This is a genomic window from Pseudomonas sp. GP01-A4 (assembly GCF_058780865.1).
Window position 1 is genome coordinate 15,169 of sequence record NZ_JBYSWF010000004.1, and the last position, 24,075, is coordinate 39,243.

The 24,075-nt window shown below is 61.5% G+C and carries 25 protein-coding genes and 1 pseudogene; 8 read left to right on the forward strand and 18 right to left on the reverse strand.

Translation table 11 applies throughout. The features are described from left to right. Position 1: 1 nt before the first annotated feature. Entirely contained in the window at positions 2 to 937 is a 936-nt protein-coding gene (locus AC3WKX_RS04075) for a LysR substrate-binding domain-containing protein (protein WP_003211897.1), read from the reverse strand. Positions 938 to 998: 61 nt separating this feature from the next. Here AC3WKX_RS04075 and AC3WKX_RS04080 point away from each other — a divergent pair, with 61 nt between their 5' ends. Continuing rightward, positions 999 to 1,244, forward strand: coding sequence for a hypothetical protein (locus AC3WKX_RS04080; RefSeq protein WP_023659101.1), 246 nt, complete (start codon positions 999 to 1,001; stop codon positions 1,242 to 1,244). On the opposite strand, the gene AC3WKX_RS04085 is transcribed toward AC3WKX_RS04080, so the two are convergent. From AC3WKX_RS04085 to AC3WKX_RS04110, 6 genes are all read right to left on the reverse strand, one after another. Beyond that, entirely contained in the window at positions 1,199 to 2,530 is a 1,332-nt protein-coding gene (locus tag AC3WKX_RS04085; RefSeq protein WP_102604245.1) for an MFS transporter, read from the reverse strand. The genes AC3WKX_RS04080 and AC3WKX_RS04085 overlap by 46 nt on opposite strands. Positions 2,531 to 2,589: 59 nt before the next feature. Further along, positions 2,590 to 3,912 (reverse strand): MFS transporter, encoded by a 1,323-nt coding sequence (locus AC3WKX_RS04090; RefSeq protein WP_003211904.1) that lies wholly within the window; start codon positions 3,910 to 3,912, stop codon positions 2,590 to 2,592. A gap of 75 nt (positions 3,913 to 3,987) precedes the next feature. Further along, entirely contained in the window at positions 3,988 to 4,866 is an 879-nt protein-coding gene (locus AC3WKX_RS04095) for an SMP-30/gluconolactonase/LRE family protein (protein WP_003211906.1), read from the reverse strand. A gap of 69 nt (positions 4,867 to 4,935) precedes the next feature. Then, entirely contained in the window at positions 4,936 to 5,868 is a 933-nt protein-coding gene (gene kce, locus AC3WKX_RS04100; RefSeq protein ID WP_008437904.1) for a 3,5-dioxohexanoate:acetyl-CoA acetone transferase, read from the reverse strand. An 82-nt stretch (positions 5,869 to 5,950) separates the two neighbouring features. Then, positions 5,951 to 6,739 (reverse strand): SDR family oxidoreductase, encoded by a 789-nt coding sequence (locus AC3WKX_RS04105; protein WP_008437903.1) that lies wholly within the window; start codon positions 6,737 to 6,739, stop codon positions 5,951 to 5,953. Then, the gene (locus tag AC3WKX_RS04110; RefSeq protein WP_003211913.1) at positions 6,736 to 7,458 is read right to left on the reverse strand and encodes a GntR family transcriptional regulator; all 723 of its coding nucleotides are present in this window, start codon (positions 7,456 to 7,458) and stop codon (positions 6,736 to 6,738) included. Before AC3WKX_RS04110 ends, AC3WKX_RS04105 begins: the two co-directional genes overlap by 4 nt. Positions 7,459 to 7,592: 134 nt before the next feature. Here AC3WKX_RS04110 and AC3WKX_RS04115 point away from each other — a divergent pair, with 134 nt between their 5' ends. Beyond that, positions 7,593 to 7,985: a VOC family protein gene (locus AC3WKX_RS04115; RefSeq protein WP_008437902.1), complete on the forward strand. Its 393-nt coding sequence runs from the start codon at positions 7,593 to 7,595 to the stop codon at positions 7,983 to 7,985. A 120-nt stretch (positions 7,986 to 8,105) separates the two neighbouring features. Here AC3WKX_RS04115 and AC3WKX_RS04120 read toward each other — a convergent pair whose 3' ends face one another. Further along, positions 8,106 to 8,252 (reverse strand): hypothetical protein, encoded by a 147-nt coding sequence (locus AC3WKX_RS04120; protein ID WP_008437901.1) that lies wholly within the window; start codon positions 8,250 to 8,252, stop codon positions 8,106 to 8,108. Between the two features lie 198 nt (positions 8,253 to 8,450). Here AC3WKX_RS04120 and AC3WKX_RS04125 point away from each other — a divergent pair, with 198 nt between their 5' ends. Then, a complete protein-coding gene (locus AC3WKX_RS04125; RefSeq protein ID WP_102604244.1) occupies positions 8,451 to 9,743 on the forward strand; it encodes an MFS transporter in 1,293 nt (430 codons plus the stop codon). Positions 9,744 to 9,755: 12 nt separating this feature from the next. Next, positions 9,756 to 10,514 carry a substrate-binding domain-containing protein gene (locus AC3WKX_RS04130; protein ID WP_008437882.1) on the forward strand — a complete coding sequence of 253 codons (759 nt, stop codon included), beginning with the start codon at positions 9,756 to 9,758 and terminating at the stop codon, positions 10,512 to 10,514. Here the strand turns inward: AC3WKX_RS04130 and AC3WKX_RS04135 are convergent. Then, positions 10,506 to 11,408, reverse strand: a complete 903-nt coding sequence (locus AC3WKX_RS04135) for a LysR family transcriptional regulator (RefSeq protein WP_008437881.1) — start codon at positions 11,406 to 11,408, stop codon at positions 10,506 to 10,508. The genes AC3WKX_RS04130 and AC3WKX_RS04135 overlap by 9 nt on opposite strands. Before the next feature lie 665 nt (positions 11,409 to 12,073). On the opposite strand from AC3WKX_RS04135, the gene AC3WKX_RS04140 reads away from it, so the two are divergent. Next, positions 12,074 to 12,925 carry an SMP-30/gluconolactonase/LRE family protein gene (locus AC3WKX_RS04140; protein ID WP_102604260.1) on the forward strand — a complete coding sequence of 284 codons (852 nt, stop codon included), beginning with the start codon at positions 12,074 to 12,076 and terminating at the stop codon, positions 12,923 to 12,925. Here the strand turns inward: AC3WKX_RS04140 and AC3WKX_RS04145 are convergent. The 5 genes and pseudogenes from AC3WKX_RS04145 to AC3WKX_RS04165 form a co-directional block, all read right to left on the reverse strand. Next, complete coding sequence (locus tag AC3WKX_RS04145; protein ID WP_371858887.1) at positions 12,894 to 13,757, reverse strand: methyl-accepting chemotaxis protein; 864 nt, start codon at positions 13,755 to 13,757, stop codon at positions 12,894 to 12,896. The two genes, AC3WKX_RS04140 and AC3WKX_RS04145, sit on opposite strands and share 32 nt — an antisense overlap. Continuing rightward, a pseudogene (locus AC3WKX_RS04150) lies at positions 13,752 to 14,543 on the reverse strand (MCP four helix bundle domain-containing protein); the annotation flags it as partial. The gene AC3WKX_RS04145 and the pseudogene AC3WKX_RS04150, both read right to left, overlap by 6 nt. Before the next feature lie 155 nt (positions 14,544 to 14,698). Further along, positions 14,699 to 15,724 (reverse strand): histone deacetylase family protein, encoded by a 1,026-nt coding sequence (locus AC3WKX_RS04155; protein ID WP_102604241.1) that lies wholly within the window; start codon positions 15,722 to 15,724, stop codon positions 14,699 to 14,701. A gap of 168 nt (positions 15,725 to 15,892) precedes the next feature. Then, on the reverse strand, positions 15,893 to 17,122 hold the full coding sequence (locus AC3WKX_RS04160; protein WP_102604240.1) for a Zn-dependent hydrolase: 1,230 nt from the start codon (positions 17,120 to 17,122) through the stop codon (positions 15,893 to 15,895). Positions 17,123 to 17,144: 22 nt separating this feature from the next. Then, positions 17,145 to 18,455 (reverse strand): MFS transporter, encoded by a 1,311-nt coding sequence (locus tag AC3WKX_RS04165; protein WP_102604239.1) that lies wholly within the window; start codon positions 18,453 to 18,455, stop codon positions 17,145 to 17,147. Positions 18,456 to 18,614: 159 nt separating this feature from the next. On the opposite strand from AC3WKX_RS04165, the gene AC3WKX_RS04170 reads away from it, so the two are divergent. The 3 genes from AC3WKX_RS04170 to AC3WKX_RS04180 all read left to right on the forward strand — a co-directional run bounded on the left by AC3WKX_RS04170 (position 18,615) and on the right by AC3WKX_RS04180 (position 21,545). After that, the gene (locus AC3WKX_RS04170) at positions 18,615 to 19,556 is read left to right on the forward strand and encodes a LysR family transcriptional regulator (RefSeq protein WP_003211934.1); all 942 of its coding nucleotides are present in this window, start codon (positions 18,615 to 18,617) and stop codon (positions 19,554 to 19,556) included. 112 nt (positions 19,557 to 19,668) lie between these two features. Beyond that, entirely contained in the window at positions 19,669 to 20,490 is an 822-nt protein-coding gene (locus AC3WKX_RS04175; protein WP_102604238.1) for an SDR family NAD(P)-dependent oxidoreductase, read from the forward strand. Between the two features lie 26 nt (positions 20,491 to 20,516). Beyond that, a complete protein-coding gene (locus tag AC3WKX_RS04180) occupies positions 20,517 to 21,545 on the forward strand; it encodes an AraC family transcriptional regulator (RefSeq protein ID WP_102604237.1) in 1,029 nt (342 codons plus the stop codon). Between the two features lie 2 nt (positions 21,546 to 21,547). On the opposite strand, the gene AC3WKX_RS04185 is transcribed toward AC3WKX_RS04180, so the two are convergent. Genes AC3WKX_RS04185 through AC3WKX_RS04200 form a run of 4 tightly spaced genes read right to left on the reverse strand, consistent with a single transcriptional unit; the run spans position 21,548 to position 24,021 of the window. Continuing rightward, complete coding sequence (locus AC3WKX_RS04185; RefSeq protein WP_102604236.1) at positions 21,548 to 22,315, reverse strand: anti-sigma factor family protein; 768 nt, start codon at positions 22,313 to 22,315, stop codon at positions 21,548 to 21,550. After that, complete coding sequence (locus AC3WKX_RS04190; protein ID WP_003211943.1) at positions 22,312 to 22,809, reverse strand: RNA polymerase sigma factor; 498 nt, start codon at positions 22,807 to 22,809, stop codon at positions 22,312 to 22,314. The genes AC3WKX_RS04185 and AC3WKX_RS04190 overlap by 4 nt, the downstream gene beginning before the upstream one ends. Positions 22,810 to 22,868: 59 nt before the next feature. After that, positions 22,869 to 23,420, reverse strand: a complete 552-nt coding sequence (locus AC3WKX_RS04195) for a hypothetical protein (protein ID WP_256579704.1) — start codon at positions 23,418 to 23,420, stop codon at positions 22,869 to 22,871. A gap of 43 nt (positions 23,421 to 23,463) precedes the next feature. After that, positions 23,464 to 24,021: a cytochrome b gene (locus tag AC3WKX_RS04200; RefSeq protein WP_087692600.1), complete on the reverse strand. Its 558-nt coding sequence runs from the start codon at positions 24,019 to 24,021 to the stop codon at positions 23,464 to 23,466. Between the last annotated feature and the right edge of the window lie 54 nt (positions 24,022 to 24,075).

Sequence of the window (24,075 nt, forward strand, 5' to 3'; positions counted from 1 at the left end):
CTCAAGATTTGGGTGCGACCACCGGCAGCATGTCCCGCTCGCTCATGAACGCCTCCAGCCGCGAACGCATCCAGCGCTCCGCCGGATCGGTGTCAACGTGGCTGAGCCAGACCATCGACAAGTCCAGGGTCGGGGTTTCGAACGGGAACGGTTCACAGAACAGATTGCCCCCGGCGGCCATGGCCTGGGCGGTGTAATCCGGCAGGCTGGCGATCATGTCGGTGCCGGCGAGCAGCGCCGGCAATGCGCTGTATTGCGGCACCGAGAGCACCACGTGGCGCTTGCGACCGATTTCCGCCAGCCACTCATCGGCAAACCCGGACACGTTGGCGGTGTGGGACACCAGCACATGGGGCCGCGCGCAATATTCGTCGAGGGTCAGGGGTTTGTCCGAGGCGTCCGCCCGCAGCAGGCACGGGCGGATATGCCGCAATAATTTGCGCTTGGCATTGGCCGGCAGGCCGCGGGTCTGGGTGATGCCGACGGTGATATCCCCGGAACCCAGCAGGTCCGGGATGCGCCAGTAATCCACATGCTGCACCACGAACACCACCTGCGGCGCTTCCTGGCGCAAGGCGCGCAGCAGCGGCGGCAGCAGGCCGAACTCGACGTCATCGGACAGGCCGATGCGAAAGGTCATGGTGCTGATGGACGGGTCGAAATCGTGGGTCAGGCTCAGGGCCGACGACAAGGAGTCGAGGGCCGGCGACAGGTGCTTGATGATTTCCTCGGCCCGCGCGGTAGGTTCCATCCGATGGCCGACACGAATGAACAGCGGGTCATTGAACAACGTACGCAGGCGGTTGAGGGCCGAACTGATGGTGGGTTGCCCGAGAAACAGCTTCTCCGCCACCCGGGTCACGTTGCGTTCGAGCATCAAGGTTTCAAAGACCACCATCAAATTGATGTCGGCCTTGCGTAACTCATTGCGATTCATCGGCGACCGCCCCACTGCCCTGGATAAGTCGCAGTTTAGAAACACCCGGGGCCCTGCGTCTATGCGCACACTGTTCAACACGGGCCTTTGGGACTATAAAGCAGCTTCCAAGGCTTGCGAGAACACCATCGTGCTGGTCATTTCTGCCTTGAGCGTCCTGGTTGCCGGGATTTTGCTCTGGGCCATCAAATTCATCGCTCATCCCACCGCCAGGACACTGTTACGGGTATTTGTCGGTTTGTGCCTGGCGGCAGTCGTGGCTTACCTGGTGCTGGCTTCGGGGTTTCCTACCTCGTTGCTGGTGTGACCGGGCTCCTGCTCCTGCCCCTGACGCAAACGCAAGGCGGCCAACGCGGCCACCACCAGCACCACGGCAATCACTTTCAAGCCATTCGTGGCATTGCCGGTGCTCATCTCGATCGCGCCCATCACCGACGGCCCGACAAACCCGCCGAGCAATCCGCAGGCATTGACGAAGCCCAACCCGCCCGCCAGCGCCACGCCCTTGAGGCGCGAGGCCGGGTAGAGAAAGATGATCGACTGCACCACAAAGAACATCACCGCCGACAGACAAAAGCCCAGCAGGCTGAACACCGGCCCCGACACCGAGGCAATCCCCAGCCCCAACGCCATGGTCAGCAAACCGGTAATCAACAGCCGCCGGGCACGGGTGGGCGTGGTCGCAAAGCGCGGCAGCAACACAGCGCCGGCCGCTGCGGCAATCCACGGCAATGAGGTCAGCAAGCCGACGCTCATGGTGCTCAATTCACCGTATTTGCTGATGATGCTCGGCAGGAAAAAGATCACGGTGTAGATGGTGATCTGATGGCAAAAATACACAAAGATCGCCAGCAGGATCTGCGGTGTCAGCCAGTTCTTCAGGGAATGCCCGCCCTCGCCTGCGCCCTCTTCGGTCTCCATCGCGATGCGCTGTTCAATCCCGCGCGCCTCTGCGGCCGAGAGCCATGGCGCCTTGCTCGGACGGTCCGGCAACTTGCACCACACCACCCAGGCAAACGCGACTGCCGGCAGCCCTTCGAGCAGGAACATCCACTGCCAGCCGTGCCAGCCGAGCAGCCCGTCCATGCGCATCAACGCCGCGCCCACCGGGCCACCGATGATGTTGGCAAAACACACGCCGAGCAGGAAATACCCGGTAGCCCGCGCCCGTTGCTCGCGGTTGAACCAGTAGGTGAGGTACAGCATCACCCCGGGAAACAGGCCGGCTTCGGCAATGCCCAGCAGCAGGCGCAGGATATAGAACGAGGTCTCACCCTGGACGAACGCCATGGCCGCCGAAATCAGGCCCCAGGTCACCATGATCCGGGCTATCCAGAACCGCGCGCCGACCTTGTGCATGATCAGGTTGCTGGGGATTTCCGACAGCGCATAGGTCAGGAAAAACAGCCCGGCGCCCAGGCCATAGGCCGCTGCTGAAATCCCCAGGTCAACGTCCAGGTGGTGCTTGGCCAAGGCGATGTTGGTGCGGTCCAGGAAGCTCAGCACGTAGGCGATGATCAGCAAGGGCATCAGCTTGACGAACATCAGTTTGTTCAACTCCCGTGGTTCACGGGCGGTGTTGGCAGTCTTCATCGGGCAATTCCTCTTGGCGCCCCGCCAGCGCAACGGCTGGGGGACGCATCGGTGTTGTTCTAGGGTTCGAGTTGCGCAACCAGCGCCGGCGGGCGATGGGAAAACAGTTGCAGCAGCGCCCCGCCCAGGGCACAGCCGGCCATCACGAAGAAGCACACCGTGTAGCCGTGCAAGGTGGTCCAGCCGCCGCCCATGGCAATCAGGCTGCCCATCAGCACCGGCGCCAGGCCGCCACCGATAAACATCGCGGTGGTGATGATGCCGTTGGCGGTGGAGGTCGCCGACGGCTCGGCCGAGTCGCAGGCCACCGCGTAGTAGATCGGCCACACCGCGTTGGCCACCAGGCCGAACAGCAGTTGCACGACGATGATCAGGGTCAGGGTGTTGGCGAAGTAGAACGCACCGACACTGGCGGCCATCCACACCCCGCAGATGATCAGGGTGACGCGCCGGCCAATGATGTCCGACAGCGACGGCCACACCAGTTGCCCGAGAATCCCGGTCAAGGTGAACACCACGCTCATCCCCGCCGACTCGGCCAGGGACAGCCCGGCAATGTTGTACAGGTAGGCCGGCAGCACGATGTTGACGCCCATGTACACGACTTGGGTCAGCATCGTATTACCCGCCGTCAGGGCGATATTGCGGTTGCGCAACGTGGCGATAAACGTGCGCCAGGCGTGGCCCTTCACTTGGCTGGCCGGTGCGTTGTCCGGCGGGGTCATGCCCTTGGCGGCGATGTCGACGTACAGCGCGGTGATGCGTTCGGCGGTGGAATACCGCGCCCAGAAAATCATCAGCGGCAACGCCACCACAAACGCGAAGAAGAACACGTAGCGCCAGTTGTCTTCACCGAAGGTGCTGATGACAAAGCTGGCGACGATGCCACTGAGCATGGCGCCGATCGGGTAACCGGTGTGGTGCGCGCCAAGGGCAAAACCACGACGCTCCACCGGCCACCATTCGGCGGTGTTGCTCACGCCCACCGGCTCGCCCCAGCCTGCGCCGAGGTTGACGCCAACCCGCAGCGCGATAAAGGTCGCGAGGTTGCCGCTCAGGGCCTTGAACCCGGAGAGGAACGAAATAGCCGTGTAGCCAAGCACCAGCGGCACCTGGAACCGCGCACGTTTCCAGCCACCGCCGTAGCGGTCACTCCACATCGAGCCGGGAATATCCAGCAGGGCCAGGGCCAGCATGATCACCGTGGCCATGGTGCCCCACTGGTCGGCCGACAAATCGAAATGCTTGGAGATGGTCGGCCCCAGGCGCAGCACGATCTCACGGTCGTAGGCGTTGAGGATCCAGATCATCCAGCACACCAGCAGCGACACCCAGGAGTGCCGGTGAATACTGCGCAGCGAGGCTTTTTTCAAGGTTGCCATGGGTTTCTCCAGGCGCGCGAGGGCGCGCACTGACACAAGGTTGCGAAAGGAAAGTGCCTTGTTGAAAAAAACGCGCTAGCTGGCGAACCGTCGCTCGGCTATTCCTTGCACGCCCAGCCCGGTGATCGCAAAAAGCGCCCCGCGCTGCTGACCGTCGGCCGGGAAACGCGGCAACGGTGGCTTGGCCATGGAGGTGACAAACAGGGTGTCCAGGTTCGGCCCGCCAAAGGTCAGGCTGGTGACCTTTTTCACCGGCATCTGGATGATCCGGTCGACCTGGCCGTCGGGCGTGTAGCGCACCAGTTTTCCGGCATAGACCAGCGCCTGCCACAGGCAGCCTTCGGCATCCACGGTGCAGCCGTCGGCAGCGCCACCGCCGCTGGTATCGACCTTGGCGAAGGTGCGTCGATTGCTCACCGCGCCGCTGGCTGGGTCGTAGTCATAGGCCCAGATCTCGCCGGACCAAGTGTCGCAAAAGTAGAACGTATCGCCCGCCGGGCTCCAGCACGGACCGTTGGACACGATGATGCCTTCGTCCAGGGTGTGCAGGCTCAGGTCCGCGTCGAGGCGGTAGAGTTTGGCGCTGGCGCTGTCTTCGAGGGTGTCCATGGAGCCGAAGACAAAGCGCCCCTGGCGGTCGACCTTGCCGTCGTTGAGGCGGTTGTTGGGCAGTGCGGGTTCCGGGTCGATCACCAGGGCCAGTTCGCCGCTGTTGAGGTCGAGGAGGTGCACGCCGTTTTGCAGGGCGACGATGGCTTGCTCGCCGCTATGGCGCAGGGCCATGGAGCCGATTTTCTGGCCCACATCCCAGGCGCGCAATTCGCGCCCATCCTCGGTGCAGCGCAGGATCCGGCCGTCGGCGCTGTCGATCCAGTACAACCGTTGTTGTTCGACGTCCCACACCGGGCCTTCGCCCAGGGTGGTCTTCACGTCCACAAGCACTTCGATACGCATGGTGTTATCCCCTTTTTTGTTGTTGTGCGGGATGGGCATGGCCGCGCCATGACGCGGCCGGTTTATCAATTAGAAATTGACTTGGTCGCGCCCCTTGAGCCCGAGGATTTCCCGCGCTTCATCCGGCGTGGCGACCTGATGGCCGAGGGCTTCGATCACTGTGCGAATGCGCCGTACCTGGTCGGCGTTGGACGCGGCCAGTTTGCCCGGGCCATCCCACAGCGAATCCTCCAGGCCGACCCGGGCGTTGCTGCCCATGGACAGGCCCATGGTGGCCAGCGGAATTTGCCCACGGCCGGCGCCGAGGATCGACCACACGTAGTCGTCGCCAAACAGGCGGTCGGCGGTGCGGCGCATATGGGCCAGGTCTTCCGGGTGCCCGCCGATGCCGCCGCGCAAACCGAATACCGACTGGATAAACAACGGTGGTTTCAGCAGGCCGCGCTCCAGGAAATGGGCGGCGGTGTACAGGTGGCCGATGTCGTAGCACTCGATTTCAAAACGGGTGCGGTTCTCGGCGCAGGAATTGAGGATGTGGGTAATGTCGCGGAAGGTATTGCGAAAGATCCGGTCGTCGCTTTCTTCCAGGTACGGACGCTCCCAGTCATGCTTGAACTCGGTGAAGCGGTTGAGCATTTCGTACAGGCCGAAGTTCATCGAGCCCATGTTCAGCGAGGCCAGTTCCGGCTTGAACTGCATCACCGGTTGCAGGCGTTCTTCGACGCCCATGGTCGGTGCGCCGCCGGTGGTGATATTGATCACCACGTCGCTGGCGGCCTTGATGTGCGGCAGGAATTCGGCGAACAGCGCGGGGTCCTGGCTGGGACGGCCATCGATGGGATCACGGGCATGCAGGTGGACAATGGCGGCGCCGGCTTCGGCGGCACCGATGGCGGCGTCGGCAATTTCCTGCGCGGTGATCGGCAAATGCGGCGACATCGACGGCGTATGGATGGCACCGGTGACGGCGCAGGTGATGATCACAGGACGATTTTTGGACATGACGATTCTCCGACTTTTATTCTTATGAAAAAAATCCCGGGTGTAACTTGTGTGTTCTTCCCTGGCTTAACGCTGACGCGGCCTACAGGTACTCGACGTTACCGTCGACACTGATCGCCTGGCCGGTGACATTGCGGGCGGCAGGCGAGCAGAGAAACAAGGCCATGGCCGCGACGTCTTCGGCGGTGACCATGCGCTTGAGGGAGATCTTGTTCAGGTATTCCTGGCGCATCTCGGCTTCCGGCACACCGACCTGTTCGGCACGGGCGCGGATCACGCCGTCCATGCGCGGGCCTTCAACGATGCCGGGCAGCAAGGCGTTGACGCGGATGTCGCTTTCGCCCAGCTCCGAGGCCAGGGATTTCATCAGGCCGACGATGGCCCATTTGGTCGCCGCATATGGCGTGCGCCAGGCGTAGCCGAGGCGCCCGGCGACCGAGGCGATATGCAGCAGATGGCCGTGGGACGATTCCTTGAGCATCGGCACCGCGTGGTGGGCAAAGCGGTATTGCGCCGTCAGGTTGATATTGATCGTGGCTTGCCACTCGGCATCACTGATGGCGTCGATGCCGCCGGTGGGCCCGGCAATCCCGGCGTTGTTGACCAGCACGTCCAGCCCGCCGAATTGCTCGCGCTGCACCTGGAACACCGCCTCGATCTGCGTGGCATCGCTCACGTCGGCACGGGTGGCGACAGTGCCCGGGTACTTGTCGCGAAACGCCGCCAGGGCCGGTTCGCTGACATCACACACATGCACCTTGGCACCCGCCTCCAGATAGGCCGCCGCCAACACTTCACCGATGCCGGCAGCCCCGCCGGAAATCAACACACGTAACCCAGGATAGGGCTGCAGCCGCTGTAGGACACTCATGCACGTTTACCTCCTGAAACAGACGACCGCGAACGGTCGTTCTTGACGAGCAGGCGCGCCAGGGAATCGGCGGCCTGCATGATGTCATCGGTCACGGCCGCGCGGGCACCGGCGCCATCGCGGGCGGCCAGGGCTTCGACGATGCGCGTATGCGCCTCCATCGAGCGTTGCAAGTGAGCTTTATCGGGGGCGACCAGGGCAAAACACGGGCCCATGTGCAGCCAGAAGTTTTCCACGGCGGCCATGGTCAATTCGGCCTGGGCGACGGCATAGATCCGACGGTGAAAGGCGAAGTTGGTCCACAGGTAGCGGGAAACGTCGACTTCGTCGGCGGCCTGTTGCATCTGTTGGCAGAGGTCGGAGATTTCGTCGAGGTCGGCTTTTTCCAGGAGCAATACGGCCTTTTCTGCCAGCAAACCTTCCAGGGCGACCCGCGCATCGCGGATTTCCCGCAGGCGTTCGACCGTCATCATGCGTACCCGCAGACGGGAGGTTTCGGTGACTTCAAAGGCGTTTTCGGCGCTGAGGCGCTGGAGGGCTTCGCGCACCGGCATGGGGCTGGAGCCGAGGGCTTCGGCGAGGCCGCGGATGGTGAGTTTCTGGCCGGGCTGGAAACGACCACTCATCAAGGCTTCGCGGATCTGGCGATAGACCTGGTCTTGCAAGGTATCGCGGGACACCTGGCGCAAGGTGGGAAGGAGAAGCGGGCCATCTGTCATGAGTCAAAACCTGTGTTGTCGTTCTTATGGTTCCAATATGTGATCACAAATCAAATATGTCAAATAGTTTCCCGTTGACGGTATGCACGACGCTGACTCTAATGAGCCCTTTCTCCAGCAAGGACCGCTGAACCATGAAATTTGCCTACACCATCGTCTACGTCCCGGACGTCGCTGCATCCCTGCAATTCTTCGAAAAAGCCTTCGGCTTCAGTCGCCGTTTCCTGCATGAATCGGGGACCTATGGCGAGTTGGATACCGGTGATACCACCCTCTCTTTTGCAGCGCATGAGTTGGGCGAGATGAACTTCAAGGGCGGGCATGTGGAGGCGCATGCTTCACAGCAACCGCTGGGGATGGAGTTGGGGTTTGTTACCGAGGATGTGTCAAAGGCTCATGCCAGAGCGCTGGCCGAGGGTGCGACAGAACTTGCTGCGCCGAGCACCAAGCCTTGGGGGCAGGTGGTGTCGTATGTGCGGTGCCCGGATGGGACGCTGGTGGAGTTGTGTACGCCGATTCAAAACTGAAGAAACACTGTAGGAGCGAGCTTGCTCGCGAAGGTCGTTAACGATAACGCGGGAAATCAGGTGCCCCGCGTCGCCCTCAGGTTTTTCGCGAGCAAGCTCGCTCCTACAGGAAACAAGGACTCAAGGCTTGAGCGGGCGCTCCTGGTCACGCTCGGACAGTTCCGTGCCATCGTCCGGATGCTTCCAGGTCTGCGGTTTTTCTTCCTCGCGAAGCTTCCTGGCGCGCTCCTGCTCCAACTCATCACGTTGCTTGTGTTCGTTGCTCATACCCACCTCCCGTCCGTAAGAATTGGACACAATGGAGAAGCATAGATGAGGGAGCGGTTTTGTGTGATCCCGGTCATTGATAACCAAGGCGCATCAATACATGTAAATAACTCACTTATCATTTCCAAATGTGTCAGCCACTATCCGCGGTCTTAAGCGAAACAAGCACTTTAAAAAGAACGCTGGAGACACAAGAAAATGCAAAACCCTTCACGGCCTGACTCTGCCCGCTCCAAAGTCGGCGCGGTCTTTCGCGTCACCTCCGGCAACTTTCTCGAACAGTTCGACTTCTTTCTGTTCGGTTTCTATGCCACCTATATCGCCGCCGCCTTCTTCCCTGCCGCTAATGAATTTGCGTCATTAATGATGACCTTCGCCGTGTTCGGCGCGGGCTTTTTGATGCGTCCGCTGGGGGCTATCATCCTCGGCGCGTACATCGATGATGTGGGCCGTCGCAAAGGCTTGATCGTGACCCTGGCGATCATGGCCAGTGGCACCCTGCTGATCGTGCTGGTGCCCGGCTATCACACCATTGGTTTGTGGGCACCGCTGCTGGTGCTGATGGGCCGGCTGTTGCAAGGTTTCTCGGCCGGTGCCGAACTGGGCGGCGTGTCGGTGTACCTGGCCGAAATGGCCACCCCGGGCCGCAAGGGTTTCTATACCAGTTGGCAATCGGGTAGCCAGCAGATCTCCATCGTGGTCGCGGCCGCCCTGGGTTATGGCCTGAACCAGTGGATGGAACCAGCCGTGGTTGCCGATTGGGGCTGGCGCATTCCGTTCGCCATCGGCTGCGTGATCATCCCGTTCATCTTCGTCCTGCGCCGCAACCTGCAGGAAACCGAAGAGTTCGCCAACCGCAAGCATCGCCCGACCATGCGCGAAGTGCTGGCCACCCTGGTGAAGAACTGGAGCATCGTGATCGGCGGCATGATGATGGTGGCGATGACCACCACGGCCTTCTACCTGATCACCGTGTACGCACCCACCTTCGGCAAAACCGTACTCAACCTGACCACCGCCGACGCCCTGCTGGTGACCTTGCTGGTGGCCGTGTCGAACTTCATCTGGCTGCCCATCGGTGGCACCCTCAGTGACCGTTTTGGCCGCAAGCCGGTGCTGATCGCCATGACTGCTTTGACCGTGCTGACCGCTTACCCGGCACTTTCCTACGTGGTCAATGCGCCAAGCTTCGCGCACATGCTGGAAACCCTGCTGTGGTTCTCCTTCCTCTACGGCATGTACAACGGTGCCATGATCCCGGCCCTGACCGAGATCATGCCGGTGGAAGTGCGTGTGGCGGGCTTCTCCCTGGCCTATAGCCTGGCGACCGCGATCTTCGGCGGTTTTACCCCGGCGATTTCCACCTGGTTTATCCACGAGACGGGCGACAAGGCATCGCCCGCCTACTGGCTGATGTTCGCCGCGCTGTGCGCCCTGTGCGCGACGTTCGCACTGTATCGCCGCGCCAGCGCCCGTCTGCAAGTTGCCTGAGGAGTCGCACTGATGAACCCCATGCTGAAAACACTGGCGGCACTGGCGATCGGTTCCCTGGCGATGGTCGCCCACGCCGAAGAGCTGAAAGTCATGACCTCCGGCGGCTTCACCGCTGCCTACAAGGTGCTGGGTGCGCAATACGCCACCCAGAGCGGCGACACCCTCGACACCATCCTCGGCCCGTCGATGGGCAAGGCGCCGGAAGCGATTCCCAACCGCCTGGCCCGTGGCGAACACGCCGACGTGGTGATCATGGTCGGCTACGCATTGGATGAGCTGATCAAGCAAGGCAAGGTCGACAAGGCGTCCCGCGTTGAACTGGCGGACTCGCGCATCGGCCTGGTGGTCAAGGAAGGCGCGGCCAAGCCCTCGATTGCCACCGATGCCGAACTGAAGACGGTACTGACCAACGCCAAATCCGTCGCGTACTCGGACAGCGCCAGCGGCGTCTACGTCGAAAAGGAACTGTTCAAGAAGCTCGGCATGCCGTCCAAGGGCACCATGATCGAACGCATCCCGGTGGCCTCACAGGTGGCCAAGGGTGATTACGAAGTGGGCTTGCAACAGGTGTCCGAACTGCTGCCGATTCCAGGCGTGACCTACGTCGGAAAGATCCCCGAAGACGTGCAGTCCGTCACCCGTTTTGCCGCCGGCATTCCGGTAAATGCGCAGCACCCGGCGCAGGCGAAAAAGCTCCTGCAATTCCTCGCCTCGCCCCAGGCGCAACCGGTGGTGCAATCCACCGGCCTGGATTCGGTCTCACACTGACCGGAACGGCATCTCCCGCGTCAACCGCTCCAGTTCCAGTGCCGCCGGCGTCAACGTACGCCCGCGGCGCTTGATCAACCCCACGTTGCGCACCACCTCCGGCTCCACCAGCGGCACGCTCGTCAGAATCGGATGTTCGCCGCCCGGCATCGCAATCGACGGCACCATCGCCACCCCAAGCCCCGCCTCCACCAGCCCGATCATGGTCGTCACGTGATGGGTTTCGCAGATGCTTGGTTTCTTCACCCGCACGCCGCGCAGGGCCTGGTCCAGCAGGAAGCGGTTGCCTGAGGTCTTGTCCACGGTGATGTAGTCGTGCTCGTACGCCTCGGCCCACGTCACACTGGCGCGGTCCGCCAGCGGGTGCTCCCGGCGACAGGCCAGTACATAACGCTCCTGCAACAGCAGCTCGAACTCCACCCCGTCTGCCAGGCTGCCGCTGAAACTCACGCCGAAATCCGCCTCGCCACTTTCCACCGCCGCACACACCTCGCCCGCACTCGCGTCCAGGACCCGCAGGCGAATCTTCGGATAGAGCTTGTGGAATTCGGAGATCACGTGGGGCATGAAGTAGTACGCGGTGGACGGCACACAGGCGATGGTGACATTGCCCATGCGGGTCGAGGCGACGTTGCTGATGCCCATCAGGGCGATGTCCAGGTCATCGAGCATGCGCTCGACTTGCGGCAGGAACGCGCGGCCGACCATGGTCAGGCTGACCCGGCGCGTGGTGCGTTCGAAGAGTTTGACGTCGAGGGCGGATTCGAGCTTCTCGATACGCCGGCTGAGGGCCGGCTGGGAGATACGGATGGCTTCGGCCGCCGCACGGAAACTGCCCTTATCTACGACGGCGCGGAAGGCCTGGAGGTCGTTGAGGTCGAAGTTGATGATCACGGGGGCAGCCATTGGTTGAGCAGATGTGGCGGGCATTATCGTATGGAGGCTGGCGGGATGCTATTGGCGCGGGCCACAGAATCGGGATCAGCCAATAACCCTACGGAAAATATGCGGTCATACATATCAGCAGGGAATTTGCGTGGGTTGGAAACGAGACTTCTGAAAAGCGTCAATACTGACAGCTCTTAGGTACCACCTCACAGGTCTAACATGGGAAAAATAGTTGTCAGCACAACACTGCTGATTTGTCTTACTGGATGCGTAGGGATCCATCTAGCCCTTCCCGATGATAAAGATGCTCACACCAACACCCGACCACAACCTACCAAACGTGAATGGTGCGGAATGACTGTATGGGCTGTAGTTCCACTCCCACTGAAATTGCCTATGTGCAACTCGCCTCCTGCCAAATCCCCGCTGTATGCCTGCGGTCCCTTTATGTTTCTCGCACCACTCATGCATGGGTATAAAGGAAATTCTTTATGCGGGAAAATTCCTGCTTAGAGCCTCTTGCAGGATGACGACGACAATCAACCGCAGCGGCAATCTTTTCCACTCACGAATACAGACTGGTAACGCAATCAATGGATGAAACAATAAAAAGGACTTCCAGCCCTGCGCCTCTCTATCGAGCGCTTCGAGCGGGGTTGTGGCTCCTGGGTTTGCTCTGCCTTGCAGCTTTGGGCTTCTTCGCCTGGCAAAGCTTCTACCCGGTCAGTGCAGCCGAAGACTGGAGTGTTCATGTCGTCCACCGAGACGTAGCAAAGGCCGCATCACTGATGCCGATGCCCGACGGTTCGCTGATGGTGAGCCAGGAATTGAGCGATGGGCTTGGCAGTATCGTACGCATCTTGCCCGACGGAAAACGCGAGCTGGTTGTAGGAAAACTATCCAAGCCCGATGGCATGGTCGCCACTCAGGGCGGTTGGGTGTTCAGCCAGGAAGTGGACGGCGCGCCGGTCAGCTTCCTCAAGGACGGCGTCGTCACCGAGCTGTTCAGGGGAGAAAGCGTGCAAGGGCTGTGGGACGACGGCGAGTACCTGTATGCCATCGAAGACCGCAAGGTCGGGGCGCGGATTCTGCGCTATCACTGGAGCGACAGGACCTTGAGCGTCGTGCGTGACCAACTCAGCGAAGGCGAGTCGATTGTTCGTTGCACGGATGGGCGCATGCTCTACACAGAAAAGAAGAAGGGCGTGGTGCGAGAGCTGACCATCGACGGTAGCGACCCGGTGGTACTGAGCCATTTGAACAAACCCACCTTCCTGATGTGCGATGAACGCGGGTTATGGATCAACGAGGATTCAACCCACCGTGCGCGTTTGTTGCTGATCGACAAGCACGGGCGCCAGCAGACGATCCTGTCTTTCCTGAAGGCGCCACAGTCGATTGTGCGTACGACGAAGGGAACGTACCTCGTGGCCGAAGGTGGCCGTGACCGTATCCTGGAACTGGTGCCATCCGTGGCACAAGTAGACCCCGTTACAGCTGAAACCGCGCCACCGCCTCATTGAGCGACACGGCCAAGCGCGCCAGCTCTTGGCTCGACCCGTTGATCTGCCCCGCTCCCGAAGACGACTGCGCAGACAGGTCACGAATATTGACGATGTTGCGATCCACTTCCTTGGCCACCTGCGCCTGCTCCTCGGCGGCGCTGGCGATGACCAGGTTGCGCTGGTGAATCTGGTCGATGGAGTCGGTGATCTGGCTCAAGGCTCCACCGGCGCCTTCGGCCAGGATCAAGGTTTCGCTGGCCCGCTGGGTGCTCGATTGCATTGAGGTCAGTGCCTCGCTGGAGCCACTGCGCATCGCGGTGACCATCTGGTCGATTTCCAGGGTCGATTGCTGGGTGCGATGGGCCAGCGCACGCACTTCGTCGGCCACCACGGCAAAGCCACGCCCGGACTCACCGGCACGCGCCGCCTCGATGGCGGCGTTCAGGGCCAACAGGTTGGTCTGCTCGGCGATGGAGCGAATCACATCGAGCACCTTGCCGATGTCCCGCGATTGATCGGCGAGGTTTTGCACCAGGCTCGAGGTGTCACCGATGTTGGTACTCAACGCCTGAATCGCGCTGACCGTCTCGCCGACGCGCTGCTGGCCATCGCGGGCCGTTTCATTAGAGAGCCGGGTGGATTCGGAAGTGGAGACTGCATTACGTGCCACCTCATCGGCGGCCGAGGTCATCTCGTTGACCGCGGTGGCGGCTTGCTCGATTTCAGCGGTCTGCTTTTGCAGGCTGCGGCTGCTCTGGTCGGTGATGCCGTTGAGGTCGGTGGCCGACGCGGCCATCTGCCCGGCCGACTGGCGAATCAGCTGCAAGGTACTGCGCAGGCTGCCTTGCATGGTCTGCAACGCCACCAGCAGGCGCGTCACTTCGTCATCGCCGGTGACTTCAACGGTCTGGGTCAGGTCGCCTTGGGCGACGTTTTCTGCGGCGCGCACCGCGTGGCTCAGCGGACCAACGATGCTGCGCGTCAGCAACCAGGCCAGGGCCACGGTGCTCAACGCCGCCAGCAGCACGAAGCCGAAGACCATCGTGCGCGAGCGGCTGTACTGCAACTCGGCCGTCTGGCCCTGCAGGTTTATCTGGGCGTTGTAATAGTCGGCCAGGGCATTGAGCTGATTGCCGGAACCGTCGACCACGGTCTTCATGTCCACCAGCAGCAACTTGTTCAGCTCGGCGGTCTGCTGCTTGTCGGCGAGGATGAATGACTGAGTGAGACCTTGCTGATACTGACGCAGGGAGACCTGGAACTGATCATAAAGATTGCGTACCTCGGGGGTATCAATCACCGCATTCAGGTCGGCCAGTTTCTTCGTCAGATCCTGGCTGCGGGTGTCCATCTGGCTACGGTATTGCGAGAGGCTCGCGGGATTGGGATCAAGGGCCATGCGCAGGGAAATAGTGCGGATGCGCAGCATGATTTCGCGGATATCCGAGACCAGGCGCATTTTCGGCACCAGGCCACTTTCAACCTGCACGGCGCTTTCGCGGATGCTTGCCATGTTCGAGAGCGCAAAGAACCCCAACAGCGCCACGAGCAAGGCAATCAAGGCAAAACCGAGACCCGCACGGCGGGCGATGGACAGGCTGCGGAGCGACATGGCGATTGTTCTCATTATGGGCATACGACATCGTATGACAGAGTTTCGGCCAGTCAGGGCGGGACTTTAGGGGTGTCGACCAGAAGTTAAGAGATATAAATTATCGACGTAAAAGGCCCACGGGGCGGACGCGCCTTGAATGTATTTCCAAGGCAGTCCGGGGCGCTTTATTCAGCGGGTTACATTGACCACGCCTGCGCACTTGCAAAAAACGCCTGAGCATTACTGTCCAGCGTTTCCAGGTGATACCCGCCCTCCTGCACGATCACACACGGCAACCCCAATCCACGAATGCACTCCCCCAGCCGCGCAAATCCTTCCCGTGTCACCGCCACTTTGCTTTGCGGATCCAGCTCGTAGATATCGAACCCCAGCGACAACACCAGCACGTCCGCCGAGAAGTCCTTCACTGCCTTCAATGCCTGTTCCAGCTTTTGGAAAAACACCGCCTCACTCGCGCCATGCGCCATCGGCAGGTTGAGGTTGAAGCCTTCACCCGCAGCAGCGCCGCGCTCTTCGGCAAAGCCTGCAACACCCGGATAGAAGTTGGTCGGGTCGCCGTGAATCGACACGTACAGCACGTCATCACGCTCGTAGAAAATCTCCTGGATGCCTTGCCCGTGGTGCATGTCGGTGTCGAGTACGGCGACGCGCTCGAAGCCAGCGCGCAACGCCTGCGCCGCAACCGCCGCGTTGTTGATATAGCAGAACCCACCGGCTGCATCAAAACGCGCGTGGTGGCCTGGCGGGCGGCATAGCGCGTAGGCCGCGGGTGCGCCGTCGAGGATGTCCCGGGCGGCAGCGACGGCGCTTTGGGCGGACCAATAGGCCGAGCGCCAGGTGAGTTCGCCAATCGGGCAACTGCCGTCGGCGAGGTAGCGCGCCGCCTGGGCAAGGATGCCGCGCAGGGCGTTGGGCTCGCGCACGAAGATGTTGGACATGACTTCGTCGCCCCAGTCTTCGGGGATTTCTTTCCAGCGCTGGTGGGCTTCCTGGAGGAAGGCCAGGTAGGCCGCACCGTGCACAGCCAGCAGTGGATCAAGGCCGTGGTCGTGGGGTTGCTGGATGTCGAAGCCCAGGTTTTGCGCGGCCAGCAGCAGATTGCGGGCGCGCTCCGGGACTTCCTGCGGGGTACGCATCTGGCCACGGGAGTAGTAGCTGCGAGGATGGTGCAGGAGTTGTTCGGGGTGGAAATAAGTACGCATGGGATTTCTCCTGATGGGCACACATCTGCGGTTGAACACCGGACCTGTAGGAGCTGGCTTGCCTGCGATTGCGGTGGTTCAGATACAAATTTGTTGCCTGAACCACCGCTATCGCAGGCAAGCCAGCTCCTACATTTTGATCGTGTTCAACCTTGCAGAAATGTTTCGTTAATTAGCCTGGCCGGCACGTTTCAACACGGCATTGAGCAATACATCGGTACCCTGGCGAACGTCCTCGGGCAGCACATCTTCGGCTTCGTTATGACTCAAGCCGCCCACACACGGGATAAAGACCATCGCCGTGGGGCAGAACCGCGCCAGGTGGATGGCGTCATGGCCAGCACCGCTGACAATCGATTGCTGGGCATAGCCCAACGCATCCACGGCGGACTGCACACAGGCGACACACTCGGCATCAAACGGTGTCGCCGGGCTGATCCAGTGCGGGCTGACGGTGACGCTCAGACCACGTTGGGCGGCGATGTCCTGCAAGCGGGCACGCACCTGTTGCTCCATGGCTTCTATGTCGGCGTCGCGGTGATGGCGCAGGTCGACGGTAAAATTCAGCAGGCCGGGAATGGTGTTGCGCGACGACTTGGCGATGCTCAATTCACCCACGGTCGTGAGGCCCTCAGGCGCAAAATCAGCCGCCAGGTTTTCCAGCGACTGGATCATCTGCGCGGCGCCGTACAAGGCGTCCTTGCGCAGTGGCATCGGCGTGGTCCCGGCATGGGCGGCCATGCCTTCCACGCGCACGTCGAGCCAGCGAATCGCCTGCCCACCGGTGACCACGCCAATGCTCTTGGCGTTGTCTTCCAGAATAGGACCTTGCTCGATGTGCGCTTCAAAATACGCATCCACCGCGCCGCCCAATGGGCGCTGGCCGTTGTAGCCGGTGCTGCGCAACGCATCCGCCACGCTGACACCGGCGACATCCCGGGTGGCCAGCGCGTTATCCAACGCCAAGGTGCCAGTGAACACCGCCGAGCCGAGCATGGCCGGGGTAAACCGGGCGCCCTCCTCGTTGGTCCATACCGCGATTTCCAGTGGTTTGCGGGTCTTGATGCCGTGGTCGTCGAGGCTGCGGATCACTTCCAGTCCGGCCAGCACACCATAGACGCCATCAAAACGCCCGCCTTCCGGCTGGGTGTCGAGGTGGCTGCCCATCATCACCGGCGCAGCTTCAGAGCCGGTGCCAGCCCGGCGGGCGAACAGGTTGCCGATGGCATCGACGCTCAGGGTCAGCCCGGCATCCTCACACCAGCGGCTGAACAGTGCGCGGCCCGCCTGGTCTTCGGCGCTCAACGCCAGGCGGCAACTGCCACCGCGGGCCGTGGCGCCGATTTCGGCCATGGCCATCAGGCTGGCCCACAGGCGCTCGCCATTAATCTTCAACATACACATTCTCCAATCAAACGCTTCAAGCCATTTCAAGACGGTGGGCGGTGGCGTGACGACGGGACAACGCGAGTACGCACAGCAGCGAAACCGCCGCGATCGCGCTGTAGAACACTGCCATCGGCCACCACTGGCCCTGGTATTCATGGGCCAGCCAGGTGCCGATCAACGGCGTGAGGCCACCGGCCAGCGCGCCGCACACTTGATAGGCCAGGGAGATGGCGGTGTAGCGCACGCGGGTTTCGAACAAGCCGCTGACGAAGCCTGCAATCACCGCATAAAACGAGGCCATGCACACCACGGCCAGGGCGATGCCGATGATGATCAATAGCGCCTGGCCGCTGCTGACAAGCACGAACATCGGATAAGGCGAGGCCATCGCAAGCACGCTCATCGCACACAGAAAGCGTGTGGCACCGACCTTCTCCGCCACCCAGGCCGCCAGCGGCTGGACACAGAACTGGATGATGGCCACGACAAACAGGCATTCCAGAATCAACGAGCGCGGCAGGTTAAGTTGCTGGGTGGTGTAGGCAATCATGAAGGTGTTGGTGAAATACACCCCGGCAATCCCCAGGGTGTTGGCACCGATGCACAGCAGCAGCGGGCGCCAGGCCGTTTTCAGCACTTCGATGACCGGGGCCTGATCCTGGGTGATGGCCCGGGCCTTTTCTGCCTTGGCTTTGTCTTCCAGGAACTCAGGCGATTCGTTGACGCCCAGGCGGATTGCCAGACCGACGATCAACAACAAGGCACTGGCCAGGAACGGCACGCGCCAGCCCCAACTGAGCAGGTCGGCCTCCGGCAAACGGGTTACCGCACTGAAGGCCAGCAACGACAGGATCAAACCCGCCGGGCTGCCCAACTGTGCAAAGGAGGCAAAGAAATTGCGACGGCCTTTGGGTGCATGTTCGCCGGCCATCAGCACCGCCCCGCCCCACTCGCCGCCAACGGCGATGCCCTGCACGATGCGCAGCAGCACCAGCAACACCGGCGCCGCGACGCCGATCTGCGCATAGGTCGGCAACAGGCCGATACATACGGTGACCACGCCCATCATCACCAGCGTGATCACCAGGGATTTCTTGCGACCGATACGGTCACCGATATGCCCAAACACAATGCCGCCCAATGGCCGGGCGAAAAAGCCCACGGCAAAGGTGCCGAACGCGGCCATGGTGCTGAACAGTTTGTCGTCGGAAGGGAAGAACAATTGACCGAACACCAGCGCGGCGGCGGTGGCGTAGATGTAAAAGTCGTACCACTCGATCATGGTGCCGATGAAAGCGGCGGCCGCGGCACGGCGCGGCTGCGGCGAAGCGGAAGGCTTCATGGGGCTGGCTCCTTTGGTTATTTTTTTGGCAGGAGAAAGGTCTGGCGCACGCGCTCTGATGGCGCTGGTTGAGGGTGATTTTTCGTCTCGGCCCTATGATTAGTCAATTTTCTATTTATTATTCCGATTATAAATCCTGCTTATTATCGAGCTGTCGACATGCCTGAAAATCGCCGCGATGTTCATCCGCTGCTCAATGACCGCCTGGACTGGAACCTGTTGCGCACCTTCCGGGTGATCGGCCAGGAGTTGAGCATCAGTCGCGCCGCCGCCCGCCTGCACCTCACCCAGCCGGCCATCAGCCAGGCGCTCAAGCGCCTGGAAGAACAGCTCGACTGCCAGTTGATCGCCCGGCGCGGCCCGCGCTTCGTGCTGACCGAAGCCGGCGAGCAGATTTTCGCGATCGCCGGCGAGATGTATGGCCAGGTCTCGCAGATGAGCAACGCCCTGCAAAAGCCTGGCGACGAGGTGCTTGGCAAAGTGCGGTTGCTGATGATCAGCCGGATCAGTTCGGACACCTTTGATGACTTCCTGGCGGACTTCCATCGCCAGCATCCCCGGGTCGACCTGGACGTTGAGGTGATGCGCAGCTCTGACATCGTCGCCGCCCTGCTGGAGAAAACCGCGACGCTGGGCCTGAGCCTCAATCGCCGGCCGCAACCACGGCTGGAGCAGCACCTGTTCCTACGTCAGCGTTATGCATTTTTTTGCGGGCGGCATCACCCGTTGTTCGGACGCACCGGGCTGGCGGAGGGAGATTTGCAGTCGGAGAACTTCGTGAGTTTTACCAGCGACCAGATCGGCGGAATGCTCTCGCCGTTGACGATCTTTCGCGACCAGCAGGGCTTCAGCGGGCGCATCGTGGCGTCGTCCTCCAGCCTGGAGGAAGTGCGGCGGTTGGTGATTGCCGGGTTTGGCCTGGGCTGCCTGCCGATTCATGTGGTGGCCGAGGATGTGAAGCATGGGTTGCTCTGGCGCTTGCCGCCAGACGAAGGGATTACCGACGTGGATATCCACCTGCTGTGGAACCGTGAGCAGAAGATGAGCCGGGCGGAGACGGTGTTTATCGAAAGCCTGTCGGCACGGTTGGCCGCAGAATAAAGGGCGTGATATGCAAGTCACTTGGCGGCCTCTTGCTAGTGTATGAGAGAAGCCGGTCGACCATCATTCGTTCACAGGTTACTCCCGCAGTCTCAAACGAAGAGGTGTTCGAATGTCCAGGATATGGTTTATCACCGGCAGTTCCCGCGGCCTCGGCCGCTCGATTACCGTAGCCGCCCTGCGCGCCGGTGATCGTGTGGTTGCCACCGCGCGCAATCCCAAGCAGTTGGATGACTTGGTGGCCGAATACGGCGAGGCGATTTATCCGGTCACGCTGGACGTGACCAATAACCAGCAGGTGCTGGAAGCGGTGGATGCCGCGGTGAAACATTTTGGTCGCCTGGATGTGGTGGTCAATAACGCCGGCTACGGTGACCTGGCGTCGGTGGAAGATGTGACGCTGGAGGATTTTTCCGCGCAGATCAGCACCAACTTCTATGGTGTGGTGCACGTGAGCAAGGCGGTGGTGCCGGTGCTGCGCGCCCAGGGCCGTGGGCATATCTTCCAGGTATCGTCGTTGGGTGGCCGCATCGGCATGGCCGGCCTGGCCGCGTATCAGAGTGCGAAATGGGCAGTCGGTGGATTTTCCACAGTACTGGCACAGGAAGTCACGCCACTGGGCATCCAGGTGACCGTGCTGGAGCCGGGCGGCATGCGCACGGACTGGTCGGGCAGTTCCATGACGATTCCGGCCATCAGTGAGCCCTACCAACAAACGGTCGGCGCCCTGGTTGAATTGGTCAACTCCCCCGGCATCCTGCCGACGGGTCCGGACCGGGTTGCCGAAATCGTGCTGGAGCTGGCACTGAACAAAGACGCCCCGCTACGCTTGCTGATCGGCAGCGATGCCGTGCAATACGCCGCCCGGGCAGCGGCAGACTTGGCCGAGTCGGATAAAAAGTGGCATGACCTCAGCGTGTCGGCCTCGGATTAATCTCACGCTTTTGAAAAAGGTGCCGCATGCCTGACGCGACCCAACCCCGTTTCAACATACCGGATGTGTTCTGGCTGGCGCTGCAGAGCGTCGGGCTGGAGCCGTCGGTGGTGTTGCGTCAGGCACGCTTGCCCATGACCCTGCATATCCGCGAGCGGCGAGACCGGCGGCAGGTGACGACACTGGAGTTCTTTCGCTTGTGGGAGGCGGTGCGCATACTTAATCCTGATCCGGCTGTCGGGATATTACTGGTGACGCGGCTGGATATCACCGCGCTTCCACCCTCCAGCTTTGCCGCTTTTATCGCCCGGGATTATCGCGATGGCCTGCACCGCCTCGCCCGCTTCAAGCAATTGTGCACACCCGAGCGCCTGCAGGTTTGCGAGGATGGCCGTACCTGTACGGTGACCATCGACTGGTTGCACACGCCAGAATTACCGCCTGCGCTGCTGGTGGATGCGGCGTTTGCGACGTTTGTTGAATTGGGGCGACGGGGAGCACGGACGCAGATCACTCCCCTGCAGGTCGAACTGGTTCGCCCGGACGATGGCAGCCGTGCACTGGCCGAGTTTTTCGGTTGCTCCGTGCGTTTTGGTGCCGGGCGCAACGCGCTGATACTGGACGCCGCCGATCTGGACCGACCTTTTCCGGGGTACAACCCGCAAATGCTCGAAATGCTGAACCCGGGCCTGGTGGCAGCGCTTGCGGAGGCCTCGACACCGGCCAGCATCAGCCATCAGGTCAAGATCACCCTCAAGCGCTTCCTGGCCAGTGGCCGCCCCGAGATGGTCGAGGTAGCGCGGGAGCTGGGCATGAGCGAACGCACGTTGCAACGGCGCATTACCGAGGCAGGCACCAGTTTCAGGCAACTGATGCTGGAAACCCGCCAGGAAGTGGTGCGGCATCTGCTCACCGAGCCGTCGATTGAGATAGACGAGATCGCGTGCCTGGTGGGCTATGAAGATACCAACTCGTTTTATCGTGCGTTTCGTTCCTGGGAGGGGACGACGCCGGCTCGGTGGCGGGCGTTGCAGACGCCCTCATCGTCTCATTGAAGCTATGCCGACAAAGCCTTCTCGGCACTGCGCGCCATGATCTGCAAATCCTCGAACGGGTTTCTGCCAATCAACATGAACGCATGGGACGGGCTGGACCAAAACACCACGTTCATGCCCCGGCGCTGTTCGGTGGCCATGGCCACCGCACCTTTTTTCGCCGCCGTAATGCACAGCGCCAGCGGGCCGTGGCGCGCGTCGAGGTAGGTCAGTTGGCCGATCAGTACGCCGTCATAATCGAGGATTTGTGCGCGGCGAAATTCGGCGCCAGGCAGGTGTACTGCATCCGGGTTCAACGACAGGCCGAGCTGGGTCCCGACCGAACTCAGCTGGGCGATATGGGAGTCGGGATCGGCGCTGAGGTTTTCCAGGGTCTGGGGCGTATACAGCGCCATGTATTCGGCCACCGAGGCACGCCAGCCCGAACCGGGCTCAGGCCGGGGCCAGGTCATGAACAATCGATCAGCGACCACACCGGCCACCGCAAAGCTTGCTGCTACCGCGAGAAATTTGCGTCGACTCAGGGTGGGTGTTTGTGCCGGCGGCAAGGCATCGAGCATCACCTGCAAACGCTCTGTAGGGGCTTGATCGAGAACCGAATCGAAGGCTGATTTGAACGGCAAGTGGCCGCGCTTGAGCAGCTCCAAGCGGGCTGTCACGGCAGGATCGATCCCCAGCAGGTTATCGATAACCTGACGCTGCCGAGGGTCTAACTCACCGTCCAGGTAAGCCACCAGCAGTTCATCCGACGGTGGTGTATTTTGAGTCATCGTCGTTCTCCGCTCGATTTATCCAACAAGCCGCTTGAGTGCGCAGTTTCAGCCAGCTTCATGCGTGCAGCGGCCAACCGGCTCATCACCGTTCCTACGGGAATATGCAGGACTTCGGCAATTTCCTTGTATGAGAGGCCTTCGACGTAGGCCAGAAAAACAGTCTCCCGCTGCGCTTCGGGCAATGCATTGACGCGCTTGATCACCTGCGCGGCCAGGACCTGGTCCTGAGCCAGGGCTTCACCGTCGAACGACAACGCCTGCTCGGCGTCGACAAACCCCTGCCCTTGCCGTACTCGCTGGGCGCGCAATTCGTTAAGCCAGATCGAATGCATGATCGTCAGCAACCAGCGGTCCAGCCGCGTGCCAGCCACGAACTGGCCTGCACGCTCCAACGCCCGCACGCAGGTGGCTTGCACCAGGTCATCAGCCACATGCTTTTGTCGCGACAGCACCAGCCCGTATCGCCATAAACGTGGCAACAGCTGGCTCAACTCTCGGCGCAACTCAGCGTCTGTGGTGATGGCAATCTCCCGACTGTTCGCTCACAGGTTCAAGCCTGAGGCGCGGCGGCGATGGCTTCAGCCAGGTCTTCGTACTCTTCGCAGGTGGTGCTGCACAACGCCTTGATCTTCACCAGTTGCTCCTGGGCCAGGTCCACACGGCCCTTGATGACGTAGGCTTCCCGCAGGTACTCACGGACTTGTGCGTAGTTGGGGTCCAGTGCCACGGACTTCAGGTAGTAGCTGATGCCTTCATCGGTGCGCCCCAGTTTGCGGGTGGCGTAGCCGCGGTAGTTCAGGGCCTTGGCGGTGTTCGGGTTGTGCAGGGTGTCGAGCAGTGACAGGGCTTCTTCGTAACGCCCGTCCTTGGCCAGGCGGTAGGCGTAGTCGGTGCGGTCGGCGTCCGACGTGGCCTTGCTGGTTTGCAGCACGCACTTGCCAGTCTTGGTATCCCAGACCTGGCCTTTGGGGCAGTTGGGCTTGGGCGGCGCCGATTCGTCACCGGAGGCATGGGCCTGGCCGGCCAATAGCGCGGCGGCCATACAGGCGCCAAAGAACAAAGCGGTGCGGTAACCAACGGCGTGCTCGGGACGATTCTTCATGGCATTCATGCTCCGTAACGATAGGGAAAGTACAGCAGCAAACTCAGTAGGGAAGATCGCCACGAGGGGCCGGCAGCATGCGGCGCAACGTGCTGTCGCGCTGGATGTAGTGATGCCACAGCGCGGCGCAGGCATGCAGCCCGGCGAGTACGATGATCGCCCAGGCGACATTGTTGTGCAGGCCACCCAGGGTGCCTCGCAATTCGTGATCGATCACAAAAGGCGCTGGCACCGGGAACAGTCCGAAAAAGTTGAAGGGCTCGCCCTGGGCCCAGCGGAACAGGAAGCCCAGGGTCACCTGCGTCAGTAACAACAGGTATAGACAGCCGTGGGCGATTTTGGCGGCCACGTTAAGCGCAGGGTGATTGTCGGCCTTTGGGTGATTGCCGCCGAACACACGCCAGAGGATACGTGCAGCGATCAGCACCGCCATGGCGATGCCCAGGGAGATATGGACCGATTGCAGGCCCTTGCGCAGTGGCGTGCCTTTTTCCAGGTTTTCCCAGACGTGGGCGCTGGCGAACATGAAGATCACCAGGGCGGCGGTCAGCCAGTGGAAGGTGCGGGTCAGGCGGTCGTAGCGGTCGGCGGGATTGTTCATGGGCGTTTCCTGAGTGGTCTGTGTGGTGAACACCGCAGCAGGAAAACTTATTCA